The following is a 24,750-nucleotide window of genomic DNA, read 5'->3' as shown; positions in this document are numbered from 1 at the left end:
TGGTCGGGCCTGATCGACCTGGTCCTCCGCGCCGGGCTCGGAGTCCCCGTCAATCCCGTCGGGATATTCGTTTACCGGATGTCCTCAATATGGCCATTTTTCGACGAAATTTCGGCTATGTCGCGCATTTTCTTGACGCCCGGATGCCATGGGCGCCCTGAGGGGCCGGCGAAGACGAGGGAACGTTCGACGCGCGGTTCGAGCTCGATCATCACGAGGGTGTTTGCGAGCATCGAGCAGGCAAGGGAGGGCAATATCGCGACGCCCAGTCCAGCGTCGACCATGCCGAGCAAGGTGCTGGTTTCATGAACCCTCTGGGCTGGCGCATAAGGAATTCCGGCCTTTGCGTGTATTGCGGTGATCTGGGGCTCACAGCCGCTGGAGGAGGCCAGCAGCGGGTCCTCGAGGAGCTCGGCGAGGCTGATGCCCTTCATGTCGGCAAGCGGGTGGTCAGAGCGGACCACTGCCCGGAAGTCGTCCCTGGCCAGCACGATGGAGCCCGGGGGAATCGGGTCCGGGTCAATGAGAACGGCAGCATCGACCGCGCCGCTGGCTAACCAGACTTCCAGTTCATCATCGCTGCCCTCGAACAGGCGGATGTCCAGCCCGGGTAGTTCTGCCCGCCAACGATTTAGGAGTCCTGGGACAAGTCGGTGCGAGGCGGTCGGTGCCGCCGCGAGGCGCACCATACCTTTCGCAAGGCCTTCGCGCTGGACATCGACGGTAGCTCGCAGGGCGCGCACGCTGGCCAGGACGCTGCGGGCATGAGGCAGGATTGCATCGCCCAGGGCTGTCGCCGCGATCGGGGGTGTGCGGACGATGAGAGGTGCACCGAACGCACGCTCCAGCGCGGCGAGGGCATGGGAGACGGCAGACTGACTCATCCCAAGGTGATCAGCGGCGGCACTGAAACCACCCTCGTCGATCACTGCGACGAAAACGTCAAGTTGACGCAAGGACAATGGTCCTGCATCGATTTTCTGCATATCGCCATGTACATGATTCATTTGCTGCATGAGTCGAGTCTAGATGAGACTGGAACGAAAGAAAGGGTAGATGCGCATGTCAAATCAATCGGTACAGCGAGACGGACATGGCATGGGTGTGGCCGCCCAGTACCTGGGCGCGGCCGCGGTGTGGGGTGCAAGCTTCCTTTTCATCAAGGTTGCCGTCGGAGGGCTTTCGCCGGCGCAGGTTGTCCTTGGGCGGCTATTCTTCGGCGCACTGGTTCTCGCCATCATCATGCTGGCCACCCGTCGAAGGTGGCCACGCGGCCTGCGCGTGTGGGGTCACCTCGCGGCAATTGGGGCCCTGATGTGCGTCGTCCCGTTCCTTTTGTTCTCCTGGGCCGCCCAATATCTTCCCGCCGGGCTATCCAGCATCTACAACGCGACAACGCCGATCGCCACCATGCTTGTCGCATTGGCAATCCTTCCCGACGAGCGGCTCACAAAATTCAAGACTGCGGGTATCTTGGTCGCCGCCGCTGGCGTGGTCCTCGTCGCCGCACCATGGGCCGCGGTGGCAGATACGGGCAACGGCATGTTCTTCTGGGCGCAGCTGGCTTGTCTTGGCGGAACCACCGCCTACGGGATCGGCTTCTCCTACACCCGGCGTTTCCTCCGAGGACACGAATACGACGCCATTACGGTCTCCGCCTCCCAGATTGGCGCCGCAGCAATAATCATCCTGCTGCTCACACCCTTCGTTGGCGCCGGACCGGTCATCTTGAATCCTGGCATCGTCGCAAGCATCCTGACCCTTGGCGGCGTTGGAACCGGGATTGCCTACATCTGGTACACAAACGTCATCACCGCATGGGGTTCGACCATGGCCTCAACCGTCACGTACCTTACGCCGATCGGCGGCGTTATCCTCGGCGTCATGGTTCTCGGCGAGACAATCCAGTGGAACCAGATCGTCGGCGGAACCGTCGTAATCACCGCCATCCTCATTGGCCAAGGCCGACTACGGCCACCACAGCGCAGAAGGGGCATGTTGACTCAAGACGAAACACAGAAAATAGACCACTATTAAGACCCGTAAGAGGGGCGATCACGGTGCTGCAAACCGACGCTCTTTCCCGCCTGGAGCGTGAGTTCCGGGTTTCTGCAAAGTGAAATACCTAGCGGGGGATCAGCACATCACCAAATGCGTGATTCGAAATGTCAATACCGCGATGAGCCAATTTACATGTTTTAATAAGCATACTTGGTATTGGTGGACGCTGGGGATGCTGATGCTGCTTCGATCTGTGATCGAGACAGGAGATCCTCATGCCCCTGGATTCGCCTGTACGCCAGGTGGGCCGCCATTACCGATCACCGCTGGGCTGGGCGAGAGGTCTGGCTCTCTCGTGGGGAGTCCTCGCGCTGGTTATCCTGGCCGATGTCGCATTCACAACGGATCCTTCTGGACTCCCGTCCTGGTCTGACTCTCCGGCTGCCGCGGGCACCTCGGCTACCCTGGGCACGCCCGTGGCCACGGGCGCCACGGCTGGCTTGGCTGCAGAACCAAGAGGCATGGTGACGGCAACCATCCCTGAGGGCCTGCAGAACAGCATCGACCATATTCTCAGGGGCGCGGAGGGCTATCGCGTCGGCGTCGCACTGTCTCCGGTTGCCGGCGGAGATACACGTACTTATGGAGATGAGTCGGCATTCGTGGCGGCAAGCACGGCGAAGCTCATCACGGCTGCGGCCTACTATCACCTTGTTGAAGTGGGTGAAGCCACCCTCGAACAACAGGTCGGGGACTACAGCGCTGCCTTTCAGCTTGAAGCCATGATCAATACGAGCAACAACGACTCGTGGCTTCTGTTGATGGCCGCCGTCGGGTACCCGGACCTCATTCAGTACGCCGCCTCCATCGGCATCACCTACGACCCGCAACAAAACCTCCTCACGCCCAAGGAAATGGCACTCTTCCTCAGGCAGCTGTGCCTAGGGGATCTCCTCAACCCGGAGGACACCGGGCAGCTGCTCAGTTACATGCAGAACACCAACGTTGAAGGTCTTATCCCCGCCGCCTCCGGGCCGAATACTACGGTCCACCACAAATATGGGCAGATTGATGGAAGCCTCCACGACGTCGCGCTGCTCAGCGTCCGGGAAACGGCCTATGTACTGGTGATCTACACCGAAGGCGCCGATAGTACAGATTTGGACGCCCGAATCGAGATGATCCACGAACTGACAGAGACTATCGTGGACGCTGTCTTCCCGTTCCCGGAAGCGCGCGGGTAGGAGCTCCTCGTCTTGGCTATGCTTTATTCGTCGGCGGGCAAGCCACGCCCTCGGCAGAGCAGGTAAACCTGAGTACGGTGGCCTCATGCAGAAAATATCGATCGATGCCCTGGCTCGTCAACAGATCAAGTCCGCTGTGGCGGCACCCAGCGGACGCGCCGCCGACACCGCTTTCGGCGGACACGAAAAGGCCCTCCGCCAAACCGTGATGGCCTTTCGGGCCGGAACCCAGCTGAGCGAACACCACAACCCGGGGGAAGCTACGGTCTTCGTCCTGAAGGGAAGTGTCTGGCTAAAGGCTGGCGGCGAGTCGTGGCAGGGCAAGGCGGGTGACCTGCTCATCGTGCCCGATGGGCTCCATAGCCTCGAAGCCGAAGAGGACTCGGCAGTGCTCTTCACGGCGGTCAAGACCGACAGATTGGTGCAGCTGCCGATGTAGGGGGAAGTACGACGGTGGCCTACGGCTTGGGTGCGGTGATTGCGTCAGGTGTACATCAGGGAGCCGGGCGTGGTGAGGAGCTCGCCCGTTTCCAGCCAAGTCTTCAGTCCGGAGAGGATCATGGGCCAGCCGCCGTAGAGCTCTTCGTTAGCGCCTTCGCGGAGCTGGTCGTGGGTGACGGTGAGGTGGCAGGAATCGCCTACCGGTTCGATCTCCCACGTGATGCGGGAAGTCCCCTCAGCCTTGACGTCCTCGCCCCAGAGCGCGCGCATGGTCTGGACGAGCTTCCGTGGCGGATCCAGCTCGACGTTCTCGCCTTCGCCCAAGAGACCGCCGGCCTTGGGGTTGCCCATTTCGAAACGGCCGCCAGCGGACCAGTCCGAGTTGATGGTGTTCCCGAACTGGTATTTTCCGCGGATCTCGCTGTCCGTGATGGCTTCCCAGAGCCGCTCCGGAGTGGTCTTGATGTAGATTTCGAAGATCTTTTCCATGGGACTTTCCAATCTGGTTTTGAGGTCGCTGAGGGCAGCGGCCCATGGTTCTGCGTACTTGCTGACCCACCGGTCGTGGACGAGCCTGATGGGCACCGGGTTCAGGAAATGCAGCTTTTCGCGACCCCGACGGCGGGTCACCACCAGTCCGGCATCCTCCAGCAGCTTGAGGTGCTTCGCGATCCCGAACCGGGTCATTTCGAAGCGGCCCTCAAGCGCGCTCAGGGACTGCCCGTCTTCGCGGAACAGCTCGTCCAGCAGCTCCCTGCGGGTGGCGTCTGCGAGGGCCTTGAAGACGGCGTCCATGGAGCCAGAATAGGTGACCATTTAGTCACATGTCAAGAGTCTCCCGTCACCGCTACGGCGGGTCAGCCGGTGCGTGCATTCGGGCCCAGTTCGTCCGTTCCCGCCGCGGGCACTGGACCCTACCGGTCCCGATCTGCGCGGATTACCGTACCCGGACCGAGGAGGCGAGCCGAGGCAACTGGGCAGGAGCGCACGCAACCAGGGTGGAGCACGGTTCCGGCCAGTGACTTGGGGCCGGAACCGCCCAGAGCTAGCCGTTGATGTAGCCCACGATGTCCACGATCACGTGGGAGCTGTCGGAGGATGTGTTGCGGACTGTGATTTTCCCGTCGGCGCCGATGGGTACCATGGCAAAGTTGGCGACGGTTTGGCCAGCGGAGTAATTGACGTTCGAGGTGGCCGGCAGCGGTTGCCCGGCGGGGTAAGCGGTCAGATGGCCGTAGGACTTCGGCTCGGTCACGGTCAGGTTAATCATGGCTGCCTTGGCACCTGCGGGCACGCCGTTGACACCGCCCACGGCCACAGTGATGTCTTTTCCGGCGCCGACTGGCAACGAGTTGGTCCGAGTATCGATGAGGCGTTTGGGCGGTAGGGATTGGAACGATCCCGCTGTGGAGGCTGTTCCTTTCAGGAAGTAGCCCATCACATCCACAACAATGCCTACCGAGCCGGGGGACGTGTTGGCAATATTGATCTTTCCGTCTGCCCCGACAGGGACCACGGCGAGGTTGGGGACGTCCCCTCTGGTCGATTCGTAGTTCACATTGGAGGTAGACGGAAGGCTGGTTCCGCTGCCGTAGGCGGTCAGGTGCCCGTAGCTCGTCTCTGAACCTGCAGTCCAAACGCGGGCGGCGGTAATGTTGACCACTACGGCGCCTACTTCCGGGGGCAACGGCGCCAAGCCCACCATTTGGATGTCGAACACCTGCCCGCCGGCAGTGGCTCCGGTACCTCGGCTGTCGGCTGCACGGTAGGGTGTCACCGGTTGGTACGCTCCGCTGTCCGCAGGCAGTCCTCCCGTAAAGTAGCCCGCGACGTCGGCGATCAGATGCGTGGTGCCGTCGTACCCTGCATTGGCGAGGGTGATCCTGCCGTCCTTTATGGGCACCACGACGTAGTTCGGGACTGTTTGATGCGCGACGAAGTTGACGTTCGAGGTGTTCGGAGTCAGTTGGCCGAACGGGAAGGCAGCAACGTTTCCATATGACGTGGGTTCAGTAACCGTCAGATTCAGGGCAACTGCGCTTGCGTCTGCAGGGATTCCCGCTTTCCCGCTGATTTGGACCACCTGGTTGGTGTTATACGGCAGTGGGTCTGCAAGTGTACGGGTGTCTAGAATCCGTGTGGGCGGGATGGGCACGAATTTGCCCGCTGCTGAAGAGGCGGTCTTACCTGCCGTGTCGTACGAAAGTGTGCCGGCATCCACTGTTTGTCCGTTTCGAATGGAAATGGTCTGCGCCTTGTCCCGGTCGCGGACATTGCCTGAGTAGATGTGCCCGAGGGGAATGAGGTAGTCAGCGTAAGGGTCCACGTTTGTTTCCAGGACGTAGTCGCCGTCGGCCAGGCCGGCGATTACAAACCTTCCGGACCGGTCGGTATGGGCGCGGCGTTCGGCGACAGAGCCGTCCGAGGACAGAGTTCTTAACGTGTGGGACTCCAGTGGCTTGCCTGCCGCCTCCTGAATGATGCCGGTGATTGTCCCGCCCGGGGTCATATTTGCATTAATTCCCGCTGTGGCTTGGCCGAGCGCAACAGTCACGTCGGCACCCGCCTGGTACCCAGCGCTCTCGGATACACCCGGATAAAACTGGGTCATTATGGATGACTGCAGAGCCGCCGGAGGTTGGCTGAAGCGGACTTTGAATGTTCCAGGTCCGACTTTGCTGACTACGTAGTTGCCGGCGGCATCCGTGCTGGCGGAGCTGACGCGGCGCCCGAGAGAATCGAGGAGCCATACGCTTACCGCGGAGCCTCCTGTACCGGTTACATTGCCGGAGACCGAACCGGCAGGCGCCATAGACAAATTGAGTCCCGTTTTCGACTCACCTGGCCCCAGGATCAGCGGTTCTGCTGAGGGAAAGGCTCCTGCCTGGGGATACCACAGAGTGGCGAAAGGGCCGTTTGCGGAATTGACGCCAAAGCTGATTTTGGAGGAGCCTGAGGGTACTTGCGGGAGGCTGAAGACCCCATCTGCACCAAAACTGCCACCCGCCACCTTGTTGCCGGCTTCCGAATACATTGCAACGTAGCCCGGTTCAGCAACAGATCCTTCAGGAAAGATTGCCCTTCCGCTCAGGCTCGCGGGTTTTGTCAGCTGGATGTCCACTCCAGTGATGGAGCTGCCCAGTCCTACTTCCAGGGATTTTGCCGCTTTCTTATCCACGCCGCCGCCATACCACGTCTCCAGCAGTCCGCTGGCCCCCGGCTGCACTCGGACGGTGTAGTTGTTGGCCCCCAAACCGGAGACACTGTATGATCCGTTAGCGCTAACAGTCCCCGTTCGCTTGGTAGCAGTCCTTCCGGGGCTCCAAGGTGCGGTGAAAAGGCTCTCGGCCACGACGGTCAACTGGGTTGCGTCCGTGTTGAGCGGCAAGGAGATCCGACCCGAGATGGTTGAGCCCCGGGACATCGTGACATCAAGGGCTTTCAGGGAACGGCCACCGAGTGCAATGGTGGTTGCTTCCTCCTGCCTGGAGACGTTGCCGTACCAGGTGTCGGCAAGGCCGGTATCACCCGCGCTGACCACCAGATTGGCCAAGTTCAGCCAGCTGTAGGGGACCCGGAACCGGCCATCAGCAGAAACAGAAGCTTCTGGCCACAGCGCGCCTTGTACCGGTGTCAGGTGGACCTTCAGCTGGTCCAACTGAGTACCGGCCGGAGCCGTGACTACGCCCTCCACATAGCTGACGGGGTTATAGTCGTCGGCTGTGGCCGCTGCAGGCCCGAAAGTCATTGTTGCCACGAGGACAGAGGTCACACAGGCAAAGAAACGTAATGATGCGGTGCGAAGCACGCCGCCGCCTTTCAAACAGGCGGCCGTGGCCGCACCCCCACAAGTGCTGCCTCCAGGCAACAAGGCTTAGTATAAGGCTGAGTCCCCGTAGGGTCAGGAATCCAGGATGCGCTGGAGCGTGCTGCGTCCTAGTTCGCTCATCTTCGGGTTTGTCTCCCGGTAATACCAGACCAGCCTCATGGACTGCTCCAGTGCCCACGCCGTACCGCGGGCCCACTCGATGTCGGTGCAGCCCAATGAATGCCGCAGGATATGCCTTGGTTTTTCGTCAAGGAGATGCCAGGCGGCCACGAGGTCCAGGGCGGGGTCGGCCGGTCCGTAGCCGCCTCCGTCCAGTACTCCGGCGAGTCGGCCTCCTCGCACTAGAAGGTTGGCAGGAGTTAGATCCTTGTGGGACATCACATCCGGACCGGCGGATGGCAGCTCTCTGAGGCGCGACCACATTGCCCGGAGCCGAGGCGCATCGAGGAGACTTTCACTTTCGCGGAAGCACTTCTCCATCCAGGCATCATGGCTGCTTAGCCGGCCCCCACGGCCTGAACCGGAGAAGCCACCCCCCTTTGTGTCTGCTGATCGGAGACCCTTGATCAGGGCCACCAGATCCCCGGCAAATGCAGAGTCATTACCGGGAGACTTTGGGGTTGCAACGTTCCCCGGTAGCCAGCTCTGCACCGCCCAAGCCAGTGGATAGCCCGCTCCGGGGGCGCCAATAGAGAGTGGTGTTGGTGGGGTAGGAAATCACTGAGGCCATTTCAATGCTCGCCGCCGATTCTGCTTCGAGCTCCGCCCGGCTCTGAATCGGGTCCGACCCTACGAGCGGAAACCGCGCTGCCAGCGCTGTTCCGATTCGGAAAATGGCGTTGACTGTTCCCGAGCCAACGACGGGCTCAATCGGAAGCCGGGACCAGGAGGGAAACTGCTCCAGAAGTAAACACTGGACCAGCGCAACGTCCACGCTGTGCTGCCCGGCATGCATTTCCATGCCGTAAGCCTCTCCGCACACTCAAAGAAATGCAAACAAACCCACGCCTATTTCAAAGCCGGAGTTTCGGTTCCATAATGGCCTCATAAAGTGTCGGGGATCCTCACGCCTATGAATGGCTGTCGGGGCGTGGAAGTGTCCCAGGTGGCCGCCCCGGCAAGTCGGCGGAGAGGCGGCGACGCGGCTCGGGTGTGAGGCTTCCCGGGTCGTTATCGGGAAGAGTACCGCCACGAACGCGAAAACTAGGCACAAAGGAATCATCATGCTCAACGATTCGAACATTATGGCTGTCCTCCCTGCAAAGGACATCAACAGGGCGAAGGATTACTACCGGGACAAGCTGGGACTTGAACCGTCCGGTTCCATGGAGGAGGACAGCCTGATGTACCGCGGCGGCAACGGAACTGGCTTCATGATTTACCAGACAGAGAATGCAGGGACGGCCAAGAACACCCAGATGGGCTGGGAAACTGACAACCTCGAACGCGATATGGAGGAACTGCGGGGCCGCGGCGTCGTCTTTGAAGACTACGACTTTCCCGGCCTGAAAACAGAGAACGGAATCGCCACCAGCAGTTGGGGGAAGTCCGCATGGTTCCTGGACAGCGAAGGCAACATTCTCAACCTAGCGCAGCGCGCATAAGGCAGGCATAAAGCCGAAAAGAAGAAGCGTACGACGCCGGCACCCGCCGCCCGAGCCCCCTCGCTTCTCAGAGGGGACAGGGCAGCGGCTGCCTGGCGCCGCCGTCGTGCGTTTCCTTAGACGGCGGGCTCGCGCTTGCCGCTGAACCCGGCCCGCAGGGTGTCCCGGAAGGTCAGCTCGCTCCTCCGGCTGACGACGATCACCGCGGTCAGACCCGTCAGCAGGACGACGATGCCGCCCGCCGCCACGGACCAGCGCGCCCCGAATTCACTGCCGATCCACCCCATCAGCGGCGCTCCCAGGGCGGTCCCGCCCTGAAGGATTGCCAGGTACAGGGCCAGCACGCGGCCCCGGAACTGCGGTTCCACCGAGAGTTGGATGCTGGTGTTGCAGCTGTTCAGGAAGGTGATGGACGCCAGGCCGACGGGGATCAGGATGGCGGCGTACAGCCAGAACGACGGCGATACGCTGCCAAGGAGCGTGAAGAACCCAAGCCCGAGCGCCCCGGCGAGCAGGAAGCGCAGCCGCGGCCTGGCCCTGCGTGCGGCGAGCAGCGCGCCTGCAAGTGTACCCACCGCCATGATGGAGCCGAGGAGGCCGAACTCGCCCGGCCCTACGCCGAATTCGGTGGTGGCCATGAGCGCGTTGGTGATGGGGAAGTTCATGCCGAAGGCGCCGAGGATGCCCACCAGGACCATGATCAGCACCAGGTCAGGGCGGCGGCGCACGTAGTTCACGCCTTCGGCCACCTGGTGCTTGCCGCGCCCTGTCTTCACGGCCGGGGAAGGTTCTGGGGTCCGGATCCGGAACAACGAGATGATGACGGCGGCGAAGCTGGCAGCGTTGAGCAGGAAGACCGGTCCGGTGCCCACCCAGGCGATGAGGACGCCGGCGATCGCGGGGCCGGTGAGCCGGGCGGTGTTGAAGGAGGCGGAGTTCAGCGCTACCGCATTGGCAATGTTGTCCTGCCCCACCAGCTCGGAGACGAAGGCCTGGCGCGCTGGTGCGTCGATGGCGCTGGCGAACCCGAGGCAGAGGGCGGCCAGGTAGGCGTGCCAGAGCTGGGCGGAGCCGGTCACCACCAGAAGTCCAAGGACCAGTCCGGTCAGGCCCATGGCCAGCTGGGTCCACAGCAGGATCAACCGCTTGCGGTAGCGGTCCGCCAGCACGCCGCCGTAGGGGCCGAGCAGCAGCATGGGGAGGAACTGCAAGCTGGTGGTGATGCCGACGGCGGCACCCGAGTGGTCGGTGAGGACTGTCAGGACCAGCCAGTCCTGGGCGATCCGCTGCATCCAGGTGCCAACGTTGGACACCAGTGCGCCGCCGGCCCAGATCCGGTAGTTGGGGTTTTCCAGTGCCCGGAACATGGCACTCATTTGCCGCTCATCTCCTGCATGATGTGCGCGGCGCGGCTGAGGATGCGGCGGTCTTCCGCGCTGAGGCCTGCGACCCGCTGGGCCAGCCAGGCGGTCCGCTGGCTGCGGGCCTGTGCGAGGACGGCTTCGCCGGCGTCGGTGATGTCCACCCGGACCTGGCGCCCGTCCTCGGGGTGGGCGGACCTGGAGACGAAGCCCTGCTCGGCGAGGGCATTGACGATGCGGGTCATGGATGGTGCCTGCACGTGCTCGCGTTCGGCCAGTTCGCGGAGGGTGCTGGGACCGCTGCCGTTCAGTTGGGCCAGCACCGTGTACTGCCCGGGCGTGATTACGTCGCCGGTTGCCTCGACGCGGAGCCGGCGGGACGTGCGCATCACGGCGGTCCGGAGGTCGATGGCCAGAGTGTCTGGGGTGGTGGGGTCTGTGCTTGGCTGTTTCGTGACTTCCGTGGTCATGGGTGCGGGTGCGCCTCCTGGCAATAATGCTTAGCACTGCTAATTAGCTTTGCTAACCATTATGCTCCTGCTGTTGCCGCGCAGCAACTGTGGCTGCTGGCAGCACCAGGCAGGGCGTTTTCGAAGCCGTCGGTTGAAGCGCCGCTCCGATAGTTTCGTGCTTCAGACGGACACCCTCAAGGTCCGCGTTGACTTCCTGACAGTTCTCTGGCTCTGGGGTGCCCAAAGTGCTGTCAGCCGGCGCATCACGCGACGAGCATGGCAGAAAGCGTGCTCCAACCTCGTTTGGAGTTGTTGTTATTGCTGAAACTCTACGATAGTTTCTACGTGTGATGCAGGTCGCAACGGCGGGGAGCCCGCGGCCAACCTGCCAACCAAAGGACAATGATGACCAGCGAGCCGCACACCAGCACCTCTGAACACCGACTCAAACGCCTGCATGAACGCGTGGGCGGCATTGCCTACGGCGGTGACTACAACCCGGAGCAGTGGCCCCGCGAGGTCTGGCAGGAGGACGTCCGCCTCATGAAGGAGGCCGGTGTCAACCTGGTCACCTTGGCCGTCTTCTCCTGGAGCCGGCTCGAAACAGCAGACGGCATCTACGACTTTGGCTGGCTCGATGACATCATGGACCTGCTGCACGCCAACGGCATCGGCGTGGACCTGGCCACCCCGGACGCAGTCCCGCCTGCCTGGCTCATCGCCCAGCACCCGGATATCCTCCCGGTCCTTGCCGACGGCAGCACCTTCGGCTTCGGATCCCGCCAGCACTTCGACGTCTCCCACCCTGGCTACCGGGAAAAGTCCCTGGCCATGGCCGAGAAGATGGGCGAGCACTACGCAAACCACCCGGCCCTGTGCATGTGGCATGTCAATAACGAGTACGGCCCGGTCTCCTACGGTCCGCACGCGGACCACGCCTTCCGCGCATGGCTCCAAACGAAGTACAGCGGACTGGACCACCTCAACCGGGCCTGGAGCACCGATGTGTGGGGGCAGGTCTACTCGGACTGGACCCAGGTCGGCGCCCCAGCCCAGCCCCGCACGTGGTCCAACCCGTCCCGCCGCCTGGACTACCAGCGGTTCACGTCGGACAGCATGCTGGAGCACTACAAGGCCGAGCGGGACGTCCTGCGCCGGCACACCCCGGATCTGCCCATCGTCACCAACTTCATGCGCTTCTACAAGAACAACGACTACTGGGCCTGGGCCGCCGAGGAAGACGCCGCAGCCTTGGACATCTACCCGGACCCGCGTGAAGCGGACGCTCACGTCGCCGCCGCCCTCAACTTCGACTTGATGCGTTCGCTGCGGAAGGGTCAACCTTGGCTGGTGATGGAACAGGCCACGGGCGCCGTCAGCCAATGGTCGGTAAACGTCTCCAAACTTCCCGGCAAAATGCGGATCGGCTCCTACCAGGCCATCGCCCAGGGCGCAGACTCCATCCTCTTCTTCCAATGGCGCCAGGCCAAGGGCGGCACGGAGCGCTACCACTCAGGGATGGTCAACCATGCCGGAGCCAACACCCGCGTCTTCCGCGAAGTCTGTGAGCTCGGTCAGGAACTGAAAGGCCTCGCCGGCCTCACCGGCACACGCTCCACTGCCAAGGTGGCGCTCGTTTTCGACTGGGACTGCCGGTGGGCCCTCGAGCTGGGCAACTCGCCGCGCTCGGATCTAAACTACGCGCAGGAAGTCCTCCGCCTCTACCGGCCCTTCTTTGACGCGAACATCACCGTGGACTTCGTGGACACCAAGAGCGACCTGGGCCAGTACAGCCTGGTGGTCCTGCCCGCCACGTACCTCCTGACGGACGACGCCGCTCAGCGCGTGGAGGACTACGTGTCCGGGGGCGGCCGACTGGTGGCCAGCTACCTCTCCGGAATCGTAGACCCAGACAACACCATTCGCCTTGGGGGCTACCCCGGCGCCCTCCGGAACGTGCTCGGCGCCTGGAGCGAGGAGATGCACCCGCTCGCCGAAGAGGGCGAGGAAGTGAAGCTTCTAACGGCCGACGGCAACACGGCCTCAGCGGATTACTGGACTGAGCACCTGCACACCACGACGGCGGACGCCCTCGCCAGCTACGCGTCCGGTCGGCTCTCCGGCTCGCCCGCCGTGACCCGCAACGCCTTCGGCGGCGGCACGGCCGTCTATCTGTCCGCCCGGGTGGACAGCACGTTTCTGGAGCGACTTCTCGCGGACGAGCGCGAGGCAGCAGGGATCGTTCCGGAACTGGACGCACCGCTGGGAGTGCAGGTCCGTCGTCGTACGGGTAACGGACGCAGCTATTTGCTGGTACTCAACCACAACGACGCCCCCGCCTGGGTGGACGTAGCGGCGGGCGGCACCGACCGGCTCAGCGGCGCTGCAGTCAGCGGAACGGTGGAGTTGGCCGCCAACGGCGTCCTAGTGATCGAAGAAACGCTCGAGGAATACCCTCCCGCAGAGAACGCCCGATAGGAGGCAGCCCCATGGCCATACGATTGGAAGTACCTCCCGAGGCGGTGACCGCGAACCAGCCGGACCATCGCCAGAACAGCCGGAACAAGCCCGGCCGCTGGAAGCTGGCGATCAAACGCGACTGGCGGCTGTACACGCTGGTACTGCTACCGCTGGCCTACTTCGCGGTGTTCCGCTACCTGCCGATGGCTGGCAACGTGATAGCGTTCCGGCAGTTCCAGCCCGGTGGGAGCATCTTCGGCGAGAAATGGGTGGGCCTGAAGTACGTCACCCTGTTCATCAACGATCCCAGCTTCTGGCAGGCGTTCCAGAACACTATCGTCCTGGGCGTCCTGACGCTGCTGTTCTGCTTCCCCATGCCCATCATTTTCGCGCTGATGCTGAACGAACTGCGCTCGCAGAAGTTCAAGAAGTTCGTCCAGACCGTGGCGTACCTGCCGCACTTCATGTCCGTGGTGATCATAGCCGGCATGATCCTGCAGAACTTCTCCGTGACCGGCACGGTCAACCAGATCGCCAACACGCTGTTCGGCACCACGGTGAACTTCACACAGGACGCCGGCTGGTTCCGGCCCATGTACATCAGCTCGGAGGTCTGGCAGACCATGGGGTGGGGTGCCATCCTGTACCTCGCGGCGCTGACCCGGGTGGACGAGTCGCTGTATGAAGCGGCGCGGATCGACGGAGCCAACCGCTGGCAGCAGACCTGGCACGTGACGCTGCCGGCCATCCGGCCCACCATCATCACGCTGCTGATCCTGAACATCGGCACGTTCATGGCCGTGGGCTTCGAGAAGATCCTGCTGATCTACAACCCGCTGAACTATGAAACCTCTGACGTCATCTCCACCTACCTCTACCGGGTGGGCCTGGAGTCCAGCAACTTCAGTTACGCGACCGCCATCGGAATGTTCGAATCCGTCATTGGACTGACGCTGATCCTCTCCGCGAACGCCGTGTCCAAGCGGCTCGCGGGAACGAGCCTGTGGTGAAAGGGGCAATCATGAAAGACACCGGCGTCCTGATCAAGGACATGAAGGTCTCGGCCGGCATGCGCGTGTTCCGGCTGCTGAACCTGGTGTTCCTGGTGGTGGTGGTGTTCCTGACGTTGTACCCGTTCCTGAACATCATCGCCCAGAGCTTTTCCAGTGAGGGCTTCATCAACGCCGGCCAGGTCAACCTGTTCCCGCGGGGCTTCAACACCGAGACGTACAAGCTGATCCTGGCCGATTCCACGTTCTGGGGGAACTACGGCAACACGCTCCTGTACACGGTGGTGGCCACGGCCATCTCCATGGTGCTGACCACGAGCTTCGCCTACGCCATCGCCAAGAAGGACCTGAAGGGCCGCGGCCTGTTCATCGGCATTGCAGTGTTTACCATGTTCTTCAATGGCGGCCTCATCCCCAACTACGTGCTCATCAGCTCACTGGGTATGCGGGACACGTTGTGGGCCGTGGTGCTGCCCAACGCCATCAGCGTCTTCAACCTCTTGATCATGAAGTCCTTCTTCGAAAACATGCCGCGGGAGCTGGAGGAAGCCGCCGCCATCGACGGCCTCACCCAGTACGGCGTCCTGTTCAGGGTGGTCCTTCCCCTGAGCAAGGCGATCGTGGCCACCATGGTGCTGTTCTACGCCGTGGCCAATTGGAACTCCTGGTTCCAGGCCTTCCTCTACCTGGACAACCCGGACCTGTTCCCGGTGACTATCTACCTGCGCAACATGATCGCCGGGGTTACCACCGCGGGCTCGGCCGGCGGCACCGCGGAGAACGTGGGCCAAATTGCCGCGAACATCCAGTCCGTCACCATCGTCCTCACGGTCATCCCCATCCTGTGCGTCTACCCCTTCGTCCAGAAGTACTTCTTCTCGGGCGTCATGCTCGGTTCCGTCAAGGAATAACCCCTTATGAAAGGAAAACCCATGATCCGCAGGCGAGACTTCCTCGGACTCTCCGCGCTCGCAGCCTTCGGCCTGGTGGCAGCAGGCTGTGACTCCGATTCCGGCAGCAAGATTGATACCTCCAAGGCCCGCACCGGCGCCATGGACAGCTTCGCAGTGGGGGACACGTTCAAGGCGACGGCGCCACTGAGCTTCACGTTCCTCTTCAGCGACCAACCAACCTATCCGTACAAGAAGGACTGGCTGCTGTTCACCAAGATGGCCAGCGACAACAACGTCACGCTGGAACCCACCATCGTCCCCAGCAGCGACTATGAGCAGAAGCGCAGCCTCCTCATCAGCTCCGGCAACGCGCCGGAGATCATCGCCAAGACGTACCCCGGCCAGGAAAGCGCGTACGTGTCTTCCGGGGCCGTCCTGCCGGTCAGTGACTACGTGGATCTCATGCCGCACTTCAAGGACAAGGTTAAGAAGTGGAAGCTGGAAGCGGAGATTGAGGGCCTCACCCAGGAGGACGGCAAATACTACGTCCTGCCCGGCCTGCATGAGGAACTGTGGCCGGACTACACGCTCGCGTTCCGCACCGACGTCCTGCAGAAGGAGGGCATCGCCGAGCCCAAGACCTGGGACGAGTTCCGCGATGTGCTGCGCAAGCTAAAGAAGGCGCATCCCGACGTCATGCCCTTCTCTGATCGCTTCAACGGCAACAGCGTCCTCAACATCGCCGGCAGCGCGTTCGGGACAGTGGCCGGCTGGGGGCTGGTGGACGGGCTCAACTTCGACGAGTCCAAAAAGGAGTTCACCTTCGGCGCCGGGACTCGGCAGTTCAAGGAATTGGTGACCTACTTCAACTCGCTGGTGTCCGAGGGCCTGATGGATCCGGAGAGCTTCACCCAGACTGACGATTCGGCCATCCAGAAGTTCACGTCCGGCAAGTCATTCGTGATCAGCGCCAACTCGCAGAACATCATCACGTACCGCACCTCCATGGAGCAGTCGCTGGGCAAGGGCAACTTCGCCGTCCGCAAGACCACCGTGCCCGGTGGTCCGGCCGGCGACATCATCGGGGGCTCCCGGCTGGAGAACGGCATCATGCTCAACGCGTCCGTCAAGGACAAGGACAGCTTCGTGGCGCTGATGCAGTACATCGACTGGCTTTTCTACAGTGACGATGGGCAGGAGTTCGCCAAGTGGGGCGTGGAAGGAACCACCTTCACCAAGGAGGGCAGCAAGCGGAAGCTCGCGGCGGACATCAACTTCCAGGGCCTGAACCCGCGCGGGACCAAGGACCTGCGCATGGACTACGGTTTTTCCGGCGGCAACTTCGCGTACGGTGGCACCACAGACCTGCTTCAGTCCACTTTCAACGAGGAGGAGCTTGCGTTCCAGAAGGCCATGCAGAGCAAGACCGCCAAGGCTGTTGCCCCGCCCGTGCCGTTCAGCGACGTAGACCGCGAGCAGGCCACCCTGGTGCTTACCCCGTTGAAGGACCACGTCAAGCAGAACACCCTGAAGTTCATCACTGGCCAGCGGAACCTGGGCGAGTTCGATGCCTACGTCAAGGAACTGGACGCCAAGGGAATGTCCAAGTACGTAGAGTTGGCCAACAAGGCTTACAAGTCCTACCAGGCCAACACCGAGAAGAAGAAGTAGCACGTCCGACGGCGGCAGCTGGCTCCGGCACCAACCGAAAGGCAGTTGTGGTTCAGAAAAAGACGGAATACGGTGCTGGCCCCCTGTTCAGGGCGGCCGGCACCGTCTCCGGCGTGATGATGGGCTCCGCCCTGCTGGTCCTGGCCAACGTGCTGCTGGTGGTGGCGGCTGTTTTCGTGAGCCTCTCGCCGGGAATGCCGACTTCCGGCACGATGACTTCCGGCACGATGCAGGTGGCTCGATCAGGCCCGGGCTTCGGCGCCGGAGGGCTGCTCTTCCTGCTGGCATGCGTCCCGGTTGGCCCGTCACTGGTGGCGGCCATGTACGCGTTCAACCGGCTGCTATCGGGGCGCGATACCGGGGTCCTCCGGGATTTCGTCCGCGGGTACCGGATGAACTTCGGCCAGGCCGTGATGGTCTGGCTCCCGTACCTGCTGCTCCTGGTCGTGATCGCCTTCAGCCTGGCGGGCTTGGGCTCGATCTATGAGGCAGAGCCACTAATCCGGCTGGCACTGCTGGTTCTGGGGCTTCTTGTGGGCACCGCAGCGTTGAACGCGCTGTTGCTGTTGTCCCGGTTTGCGTTCCGGGTTCGGGACATCTATTGGCTGTCCCTTTACAGTTTCGTGGCGCAGAAGCGGGTCTCGCTGGGCAACGCCGGAATCCTGTTCGTGACTGTGTTCCTGCTGCTGACGACCACAGCCTTCCTGTTGCCTGTCATCGCCGGGGCAGTGGTGTACTTCGTCGGCCTGAGCTCCCGGCCGCTGCTGAAGCATGTGGAGAGGAAGTTCACCCTGGCCCACGCCAGTCGCTCCGACTAGGGCTCATGCGCCTGAAGCAAACAATTCCGGGGTCACCGTGACTGGCGTCAGCATCTCCCTTTCGAAGCCCACCACCCGGCGTTCGCCGTGCAGGATCACCTCGTGCGTGTGGACATCGTCCGTGCTGGACGTGGTCACATGCAGCTTCACCAGTCCCGGCGCCACCACGCGCTTCAGGTCCACGCCGGTGAAGGACGTCCGGTCCGCATGCACCGTGAATTCCACCGTGGCCGAAGCCCCTGCGGTAAGCTCCACCCGCGCGTAGCCGATCAGCTCGCGCACCGGGCGGACTACCTCACCCACCGGATCTTCCAGATAAAGCTGCACCACCTCGGCGCCGTCAAGAGCGCCGGTGTTGGTGACCGTGCAGCCCACGGTGACCGCCTCCGACGTCGACATGGTTGGCGCAGTGGCCGTATGGTCCGAGAACCCGAAGGTGGTGTAGGAAAGCCCGTGGCCGAAGCCGAACAGAGCAGACGGGTCCAGTGCACTGACACCGGAGGGGCCGGCCAGTCGGCTGCGCAGGTACGTGCCGGGCTGCCCGCCGGGGGCCGGCGGGACGGACACGGGCAGCTTACCGGAAGGATTCACCACGCCGGTCAGTACGTCCCAAAGCGCGTCTGCCCCTTCCTCGCCTGGGAAGAAGCCCTGGACGATGGCAGCGGCCCGGTCAACGAAATCACCCAGGGCATATGGGCGCCCGCTAAGAACCACCACGATGCCACGCGTCCCTGCAGCCTCCGCCGCGGCCAGCACGCGGTCCAGCATGCGGTGCTGGTCCCCTGGCAATTTCAGGTCGGGCGCGTCGTTGCCCTCGCCGGAGGTGCCGCGGCCGAAGAGGCCGGCATTGTCGCCCACAACGATCACGCAGGTGTCCACGGTGGATGCAATGCCGCACGCCTCAAGAATCTGTTCCTCAGAGATGGCCTCGCACGTGCCGGTGACAGAACTGGGGATCGAACCAAACCTGGCAGCGGCAGCCGCAGCCACCGTCGGCACCCGAATGCCCATCGGAACCTCAGGATGGGATGCACCCACATGTGCGTCAAAGGAGTAGCAGCCGAGCATCGCGAAGGGATCGTGCGCCAGCGGGCCCACCACGCCGAGTGACTCTAAAGCCGAGGGCAAAAGCGGCAGTGCCGGGCCGCCGTCGTACGTCCTGTTGGTCAGCAGCACCAGCGACTGGCCCGCGATCTCCCGGGCCAACGCACGGTTCAATGCGGGATCCAAGTCAATGGAGCCGGCGGCAAGTGCCGGGGGAGCGGGACGGTAGTCCGGGGAGAGCAGCCCAGCCTCCTGCTTCTGCGTAAGCACGCGCCGCAGCGCAATGTCCACCAGCGCCTCGGGAACCGCGCCCGACAGGATCCGCTCCAGCAGCGGTTTGCCATAACAGTTCACCGTGGGCAGCTCCACGTCCACACCGGCCGTTAAGGCCAGGACGGCGGCGTCACCGGAATCGGCCGCGATTCCGTGGGTGACGTTCAGGAAGGCAACGCCGAAGTAGTCAGCCACCACCGTGCCGGCAAAACCCCACTCATCCCGCAGCAGGGACGTAAGCAGCGCCCGGTTCGCGGCGGCCGGAACGCCGTCGATATCGGTGTAGGCGTGCATCACAGAGCGCGCGCCGCCGTGCCTGATGGCCAGCTCGAACGGGGGCAGCATGACGTCCGCCAGTTCCCGCGGGCCCATAGACACGGGCGCATGGTTGCGGCCAGCGCGGGAGGCGGAGTAGCCCACAAAGTGCTTCAGCGTGGCCACGATTCCGGCCTCCTCCAGCCCCTGGACGTAGGCGCTGGCGACCGTACCCACCAGATACGGGTCCTCGCCGATGGTTTCCTCTACCCGGCCCCAGCGCAGGTCGCGCACCACATCCAGTACAGGCGCCAGTCCCTGATGGACACCGAGCGCGCTCATCTGCCCCCCGATCCTCCCTGCCATCCGCCGCACCAGGACCGGGTTGAAGCTGGCGCCCCAGGCCAGCGGCACCGGGAAGGCAGTGGCTTTCCATGCGGCGAGCCCGGCCAGGCATTCCTCGTGCACCTGGGCGGGAATGCCGAAGCGGGAGGCGGCCATGATTTGCTCCTGTGCGGCAGCCAACCGGCGCGCGCCCTCAAGCGGTTCCACCGGGACGGTGCCGTACATGCGGGTGATCTGGCCCAGGCCGTGGGAGATGACGTCATCCCAGGAGCGGCCATCGCCGGCCATCTCGTTCTGCAGAGGTGCCACGGAGTCGCCGTCGGTGGACGCGTTCACCCATACCCCGACCAGCTGCGCCAGCTTCTCCTCCAGCGTCATCTCCCGGATGAGGCGTTCGACGGCTTCGCGCTTCTCGTTATCGAGGACAACGGCTATGGGGTGGGCTTGAGGAAGGGCTTGTTTCTCGGCGGCACCGCTGGTCACGCGCTTCTCCTAAGATCGTGAAGTGATTCTAAGAAAGTATCAGAAAATTGTGTTTAGTTTCTAGGGTAGAAACCTTGACTTGCGCATCGGAACCTCCATAACGTGGAGGTCAAGTCGGGAATTATGCGGCCAGCGGCATCCGAAACTTCAAAGTCACCTTGGAAAGTTTCGAGAAGAGCCCAAAGCGCCTCGGCATCATCGCAACAACATTTCACTGCAACGACGGAGAGAACATGCGGACGTACAGAGTGGCCATCGTGGGGACCGGCGGGATCGCGGCGGTGCACGCGGACAACCTGGCCCGGACAGGCGGGCGGGCGGAACTCGTGGCCGCGTGCGACGTGGACCAGGGCAGGCTGGACGCCTTCGCCCAACAGCACGGCATCGCCGGCAAGCACCTCACCCTGACCGAGCTTCTCAAAGAAGCTAAGCCGGACATCGTGCACCTGTGCACCCCGCCCATGATGCACATCGAACAAGCCATCGAATGCCTCGAAGCCGGCGTCCATGTCCTGTCGGAGAAGCCGCCAGCGCTGAGCCTGGCGGACTTCGACCGGCTGGGCGAGGCGCAGACCAAGGGCGGGGCGCAGTTCTCCTGCGTCTTCCAGCACCGGTTCGGTGACGCCTCCGCCGCGGCCCAGCACCTGATCGGCGGGGCCGAGTTCGGCCGTCCGCTGGTGGCCCGCTGCGACACGCTCTGGTACCGTCCGGACAGCTACTGGGACCTCCCCTGGCGCGGCACCTGGACCGCCGAGGGCGGCGGACCCACCATGGGCCACGGCATCCATCAGTTCGATCTGCTCCTGCACCTGCTAGGCCCATGGGAGGAAGCGACTGCCATCGCCAGCCGGCAGGACCGGGCCACCTCCACCGAGGACCTGTCCGCCGCGCTGGTCCGGTTCGGGAATGGCGTTGTGGCTACCATCGTCAACTCGCTGCTTTCACCCCGGGAAACCTCGGACATCCGGATTGACTGCGAGTTCGCCACCGTGGAACTGAGCCACCTGTACGGCTACAGCACGGACAACTGGACCATCACCGGCGCGCCAGGCCACGAGGAACAGGTCACCGGAGCGTGGGCCGGCCAGGCGCTGGAGCGCGGCAGCGGGCACTCGGCCCAGTTCCTGGCCATGTATGACGCGCTCGACGCCGGCCGCCCGCTACCAGCCGGTGCTGACTCCGCGCGGCAGACGCTGGAGCTCGCCGCCGCCATTTACGCGTCCGCATTCACCGGCACCGCGGTCCGCCGGGGCGAGATCGTCCCCGGGCACCCCTTCTATGGCGGCATGGATGGCGAGGGCATGGGCACCAGGGCGCTCGATGCAACAGCCCTGGCCAGCCGCGTCTGACCAACCCAAACTTTCCAAGGAGACTACCAATGACCACTCCCGCAGCCACCACCACCTGCCAGCTGGGCTACTCGGACGACGGCGCCGCCCTCACCTTCAGCGCGAACGGCCGGGCTATTGCCACCTACAACTACCGGCCCGGCGATGACCAGTACGAAAGCCCGCGCCCGTTCTTCCACCCGCTCACGACGCTGGGCGGCGACGAGGTAACCATCTCCCGTCCCTGGGACCATGTGTGGCACAAGGGCCTGTCCTGGGCGCTGCCCAACGTGGGCAAGGACAACTTCTGGGGCGGCGCCACCTACACCCGTGCCACCGCGTACGCCAACCTGGACAACAACGGCGCCATGACCCACCAGTCCTTCGCCTCGATCGCCGAGACCAGAGCCGGGATCACGGCGTCGGAATCCCTTACTTGGATCTCGCAGGACGGCGAACCGGTCATCGCGGAGAACCGCCGGTTCAGCATCCAACTGCTGGAGGCAGCGGAAAGCGCGGTCCCTGAAGGCGCCGGAACCGAGGGCGCCTACGCCATTCTCTTCGAAACCGAGATGAGCAACATCTCCAGCGAGGTCATCGCCATCGGCAGCCCCACCACCGAAGGCCGCGACAACGCCGGCTACGGCGGACTGTTCTGGCGTGGCCCGCGGTCCTTCACCGGCGGCGAGTTCCGCAACGCCGAGGGGACCGGCTCCGACGAGTTCATGGGCACCCGCTCGCAGTGGATCACTTTCACAGGCAAGCATGACGTCACCTGCAGGTCCTCCACCGTCGCGTTCGTGGAGGACAATGCCAATCCCGGTGCGCCCAACCAATGGTTCGCCAGGTCCTCGATGTTCGCGTGCCTGGGCGCCGCCCCCTTCTTCAGTAAGGAGGTATCGCTGCGCGAGGGCTCGCCACTGACCTACCGGTACGCCGTGGTGATTGCCGACGGCGGTGTGGACGCCGCCCGTGCCCAGGCCCTGGCGGCTGCGGCCCAGGCGGCGCTGGAAAGCTGGGCGTGACGGTGGCTTCCACGTTTCCGGGAGCCACGGGGCTCTCCGAGGTGGGCATCTACGACTGGCCCGGCGCGGACGGTGCGGCCGGCGGATCCCCGCATATGCACACTGCTTCCACGGAGGCGTATGTGGTGCTGGAGGGCTCGGGCCGAATGGAGACGCTGGACTCGCGCGGCTTCACTTCCTCGCCCCTGGTGCCGGGAGTGGTGCTGTGGTTCACGCCCGGCACGGTGCACCGCGCCATCAATGATTCCGGTGATCTCAAGGTCCTGGTGGTGATGCAGAACGCCGGGCTGCCGGAACACGGCGACGCCGTGATGACATTCCCGAAAGAACATCTCAGAGACGCGGAAACGTACCGTCGGGCTGCTGCTTTGGAGCACAAGGACGCCGACGCCGGACTGGCGGCGGGGGAGGAGGCGGCCCGCCGTCGTCGTGATTTGGCGCTGGAGGGCTACTTCGCGCTGAAGGAGGCAGTCTTGAAGTTCGGGCCGGGAGCACTGGCGGAGTTCCATGCGAGGGCGGCGACGCTAGTGGCATCCAAGACGGGAACCTGGGCAGAGCTCTTGGCTGCGGGTGCAGCCAAGCAAGCAGAGACCACTCGTCAGCAATTGCAGTCTCTGGACGCGGCAGAAACTTTCTATCTGTCGAAGGCGAGCACTACGATGGGAAAACGGGAAAGCCGCAGGATCTACGGCATGTGCGGGCGGATTCAAACGTGGGAGCTTTCCGATAACTAGCGTCGGGCGTATGACCCGGCTGAAAGGCGGCCTCCGTGGTGAGCAAGCATGACAGCGGGCGCGCCACGATCAGTGAGATTGCGAGGGAGGCCGGCGTCTCGGTCCCCACGGTTTCCAAGGTGCTGAACGGGCACGCCCATGTGGCGGCCGAGACGAGGGCGCGGGTCGAAGAGATCATCGCCCGCCGCGAGTACTCACGCCGGCCCGCGAAGCGACGGCAGAAGGCCGGCTTGGTGGACCTGGTGTTCCCTGGCCTGGGCTCGGAGTGGGCGCTGGAGATCATCGAGGGCGTGGAGCGCGTGGCGCAGGACGCCGGGTACGGCACCGTGGTGAGCAGCCTGAGCATGGACGGCTCGCGGATCCGTCCGTGGCTGGCGAACCTGGCGGAGCGGAAGTCGGACGGGCTGCTGATGGCGGTCTACCAGCTGGACGCCAAGCAGATCCAGCGCATCAAGTCGCTGGGAATCCCGGTGGTGCTGATTGATCCTGTGGGCCAGCCGGGCCCGGACCTGATGACCGTGGGGGCGGCCAACTGGGACGGCGCGCACTCGGCCACAGAGCATCTGCTGGGGCTGGGGCACCGGCGGATCGGCATGATCGGCGGACGGGAGGACCTGCAGTGCAGCAGCGCGCGCGAGGATGGCTACATCTCGGCGCTGCGCAGGGCGGGCATCGCAATGGACCGGGCCTTGATGGTTCCGGGCGACTTCTCCATCGAGTCCGGTGAGGCCGCCACGCGCAAGTTGCTCGAGCTGGATGACCGGCCGACGGCGATTTTCACCGGTAATGACGACCAGGCCATGGGCGCCTACCGGGCGGCGCGCTCGGCCGGGCTCCGCATTCCTGAGGACCTGTCGATTGTGGGCTTCGATGACATCCCGGCGGCCGAGTGGATCGAGCCCGGCCTGACCACCATCCGCCAGCCTGTGGTGCAGATGGCCGAGACAGCCATGCGCGCCCTGCTCCGGCACCTGGATGGCGATGAGGAATTGCCTCAGCGGATCGAGCTGGGTACCGAACTGGTGGTGCGGGCCTCGACGGCGGCGCCGGGGAAGCGGTAACAGGGACTTTTCGTTCAGGCCTGGTGTGCCGCACGGACGTCGGGGGCCGTTTCGCCCTGGATGACCCAGCGGTTGCCGTCGGGATCGGCGAAGTAGGCGAACAGCACTCCGCCCATGTCCTGGACCTCGCTGATGTCCGCACCGCGGTCCAGGAGTTCGCTGCGCAGGGCTCTGATGTCGGGAACCACCAGTTGCAGTCCCTCCAGGCTGCCGGGCGGCATGCTGGTCATTCCCGTGCCTATGACGATCGATACCGCAGAACCTGGAGGGGTCAGCTGTACCACCCTCATCCCGGGGATGTGCTCAACGTCGTGGTCAAGGACGAAGCCAAGGTTCTCCGAGTAAAACGATTTGGATCTGTCGACGTCCGAAACCGGGACCTGTACAACCTCAAGGCGCATTTGCATGCGGGTCACTC

The 24,750-nt window shown here is 63.6% G+C and carries 22 protein-coding genes; 13 read left to right on the top strand and 9 right to left on the bottom strand.

The features are described from left to right. Positions 1-71: 71 nt before the first annotated feature. Positions 72-1,016 (bottom strand): LysR family transcriptional regulator, encoded by a 945-nt coding sequence (locus J7E83_RS12830; RefSeq protein WP_251043833.1) that lies wholly within the window; start codon positions 1,014-1,016, stop codon positions 72-74. Positions 1,017-1,062: 46 nt separating this feature from the next. Here J7E83_RS12830 and J7E83_RS12825 point away from each other — a divergent pair, with 46 nt between their 5' ends. From J7E83_RS12825 to J7E83_RS12815, 3 genes are all read left to right on the top strand, one after another. Beyond that, complete coding sequence (locus J7E83_RS12825) at positions 1,063-2,037, top strand: DMT family transporter (protein ID WP_251043832.1); 975 nt, start codon at positions 1,063-1,065, stop codon at positions 2,035-2,037. A 239-nt stretch (positions 2,038-2,276) separates the two neighbouring features. Next, positions 2,277-3,245 carry a serine hydrolase gene (locus tag J7E83_RS12820; protein WP_251043831.1) on the top strand — a complete coding sequence of 323 codons (969 nt, stop codon included), beginning with the start codon at positions 2,277-2,279 and terminating at the stop codon, positions 3,243-3,245. An 85-nt stretch (positions 3,246-3,330) separates the two neighbouring features. Further along, the gene (locus tag J7E83_RS12815; RefSeq protein WP_214962635.1) at positions 3,331-3,684 is read left to right on the top strand and encodes a cupin domain-containing protein; all 354 of its coding nucleotides are present in this window, start codon (positions 3,331-3,333) and stop codon (positions 3,682-3,684) included. A gap of 44 nt (positions 3,685-3,728) precedes the next feature. Here the strand turns inward: J7E83_RS12815 and J7E83_RS12810 are convergent, their stop codons facing one another. From J7E83_RS12810 to J7E83_RS12795, 4 genes are all read right to left on the bottom strand, one after another. Then, positions 3,729-4,481 (bottom strand): metalloregulator ArsR/SmtB family transcription factor, encoded by a 753-nt coding sequence (locus tag J7E83_RS12810; protein ID WP_214963009.1) that lies wholly within the window; start codon positions 4,479-4,481, stop codon positions 3,729-3,731. Positions 4,482-4,731: 250 nt separating this feature from the next. Next, positions 4,732-7,443 (bottom strand): collagen binding domain-containing protein, encoded by a 2,712-nt coding sequence (locus J7E83_RS12805; RefSeq protein ID WP_214962633.1) that lies wholly within the window; start codon positions 7,441-7,443, stop codon positions 4,732-4,734. 144 nt (positions 7,444-7,587) lie between these two features. Beyond that, complete coding sequence (locus tag J7E83_RS12800; protein WP_311379665.1) at positions 7,588-8,166, bottom strand: phosphotransferase; 579 nt, start codon at positions 8,164-8,166, stop codon at positions 7,588-7,590. Next, positions 8,117-8,476 carry a hypothetical protein gene (locus tag J7E83_RS12795; protein ID WP_214962631.1) on the bottom strand — a complete coding sequence of 120 codons (360 nt, stop codon included), beginning with the start codon at positions 8,474-8,476 and terminating at the stop codon, positions 8,117-8,119. The genes J7E83_RS12800 and J7E83_RS12795 overlap by 50 nt, the downstream gene beginning before the upstream one ends. Before the next feature lie 262 nt (positions 8,477-8,738). On the opposite strand from J7E83_RS12795, the gene J7E83_RS12790 reads away from it, so the two are divergent. Continuing rightward, positions 8,739-9,119, top strand: a complete 381-nt coding sequence (locus J7E83_RS12790; RefSeq protein WP_214962629.1) for a VOC family protein — start codon at positions 8,739-8,741, stop codon at positions 9,117-9,119. A 116-nt stretch (positions 9,120-9,235) separates the two neighbouring features. Here J7E83_RS12790 and J7E83_RS12785 read toward each other — a convergent pair whose 3' ends face one another. Both J7E83_RS12785 and J7E83_RS12780 read right to left on the bottom strand, forming a co-directional pair. Further along, positions 9,236-10,495, bottom strand: a complete 1,260-nt coding sequence (locus J7E83_RS12785; RefSeq protein ID WP_214962627.1) for an MFS transporter — start codon at positions 10,493-10,495, stop codon at positions 9,236-9,238. Beyond that, entirely contained in the window at positions 10,492-10,950 is a 459-nt protein-coding gene (locus tag J7E83_RS12780) for a MarR family winged helix-turn-helix transcriptional regulator (RefSeq protein WP_214962625.1), read from the bottom strand. The genes J7E83_RS12785 and J7E83_RS12780 overlap by 4 nt, the downstream gene beginning before the upstream one ends. A gap of 387 nt (positions 10,951-11,337) precedes the next feature. Here J7E83_RS12780 and J7E83_RS12775 point away from each other — a divergent pair, with 387 nt between their 5' ends. From J7E83_RS12775 to J7E83_RS12755, 5 genes are read left to right on the top strand one after another with little or no spacing between them, the layout of a single operon-like run. Next, positions 11,338-13,410 (top strand): beta-galactosidase, encoded by a 2,073-nt coding sequence (locus J7E83_RS12775; RefSeq protein ID WP_214962623.1) that lies wholly within the window; start codon positions 11,338-11,340, stop codon positions 13,408-13,410. An 11-nt stretch (positions 13,411-13,421) separates the two neighbouring features. Further along, positions 13,422-14,402, top strand: coding sequence for a sugar ABC transporter permease (locus J7E83_RS12770; protein WP_214962621.1), 981 nt, complete (start codon positions 13,422-13,424; stop codon positions 14,400-14,402). Positions 14,403-14,413: 11 nt separating this feature from the next. Continuing rightward, positions 14,414-15,313, top strand: a complete 900-nt coding sequence (locus J7E83_RS12765) for a carbohydrate ABC transporter permease (RefSeq protein ID WP_251043830.1) — start codon at positions 14,414-14,416, stop codon at positions 15,311-15,313. Positions 15,314-15,319: 6 nt separating this feature from the next. Then, positions 15,320-16,966: an extracellular solute-binding protein gene (locus tag J7E83_RS12760; RefSeq protein ID WP_214962619.1), complete on the top strand. Its 1,647-nt coding sequence runs from the start codon at positions 15,320-15,322 to the stop codon at positions 16,964-16,966. A 47-nt stretch (positions 16,967-17,013) separates the two neighbouring features. Continuing rightward, complete coding sequence (locus J7E83_RS12755) at positions 17,014-17,784, top strand: YesL family protein (protein WP_214962617.1); 771 nt, start codon at positions 17,014-17,016, stop codon at positions 17,782-17,784. A gap of 3 nt (positions 17,785-17,787) precedes the next feature. Here the strand turns inward: J7E83_RS12755 and J7E83_RS12750 are convergent, their stop codons facing one another. Then, on the bottom strand, positions 17,788-20,184 hold the full coding sequence (locus J7E83_RS12750; protein ID WP_396020542.1) for a glycoside hydrolase family 3 N-terminal domain-containing protein: 2,397 nt from the start codon (positions 20,182-20,184) through the stop codon (positions 17,788-17,790). Between the two features lie 233 nt (positions 20,185-20,417). On the opposite strand from J7E83_RS12750, the gene J7E83_RS12745 reads away from it, so the two are divergent. The 4 genes from J7E83_RS12745 to J7E83_RS12730 are packed head-to-tail and all read left to right on the top strand — an operon-like array spanning position 20,418 to position 24,332. Beyond that, positions 20,418-21,533: a Gfo/Idh/MocA family protein gene (locus tag J7E83_RS12745; protein ID WP_214962615.1), complete on the top strand. Its 1,116-nt coding sequence runs from the start codon at positions 20,418-20,420 to the stop codon at positions 21,531-21,533. A 29-nt stretch (positions 21,534-21,562) separates the two neighbouring features. Then, positions 21,563-22,537 carry a PmoA family protein gene (locus J7E83_RS12740; protein ID WP_214962613.1) on the top strand — a complete coding sequence of 325 codons (975 nt, stop codon included), beginning with the start codon at positions 21,563-21,565 and terminating at the stop codon, positions 22,535-22,537. A 2-nt stretch (positions 22,538-22,539) separates the two neighbouring features. Then, positions 22,540-23,271 carry a cupin domain-containing protein gene (locus J7E83_RS12735; protein ID WP_214962611.1) on the top strand — a complete coding sequence of 244 codons (732 nt, stop codon included), beginning with the start codon at positions 22,540-22,542 and terminating at the stop codon, positions 23,269-23,271. A 35-nt stretch (positions 23,272-23,306) separates the two neighbouring features. After that, positions 23,307-24,332, top strand: coding sequence for a LacI family DNA-binding transcriptional regulator (locus J7E83_RS12730; RefSeq protein ID WP_214962609.1), 1,026 nt, complete (start codon positions 23,307-23,309; stop codon positions 24,330-24,332). A 14-nt stretch (positions 24,333-24,346) separates the two neighbouring features. Here J7E83_RS12730 and J7E83_RS12725 read toward each other — a convergent pair whose 3' ends face one another. Next, complete coding sequence (locus J7E83_RS12725) at positions 24,347-24,739, bottom strand: VOC family protein (protein WP_214962608.1); 393 nt, start codon at positions 24,737-24,739, stop codon at positions 24,347-24,349. Positions 24,740-24,750 lie beyond the last annotated feature (11 nt).

The sequence above is a fragment of the Arthrobacter sp. ISL-48 genome, from assembly GCF_018613805.1.
Taxonomy (GTDB): Bacteria; Actinomycetota; Actinomycetes; order Actinomycetales; family Micrococcaceae; genus Arthrobacter.
The sequence above is the reverse complement of the archived record's forward strand: the minus strand, read 5'-3'. Positions and strand labels throughout refer to the sequence as shown.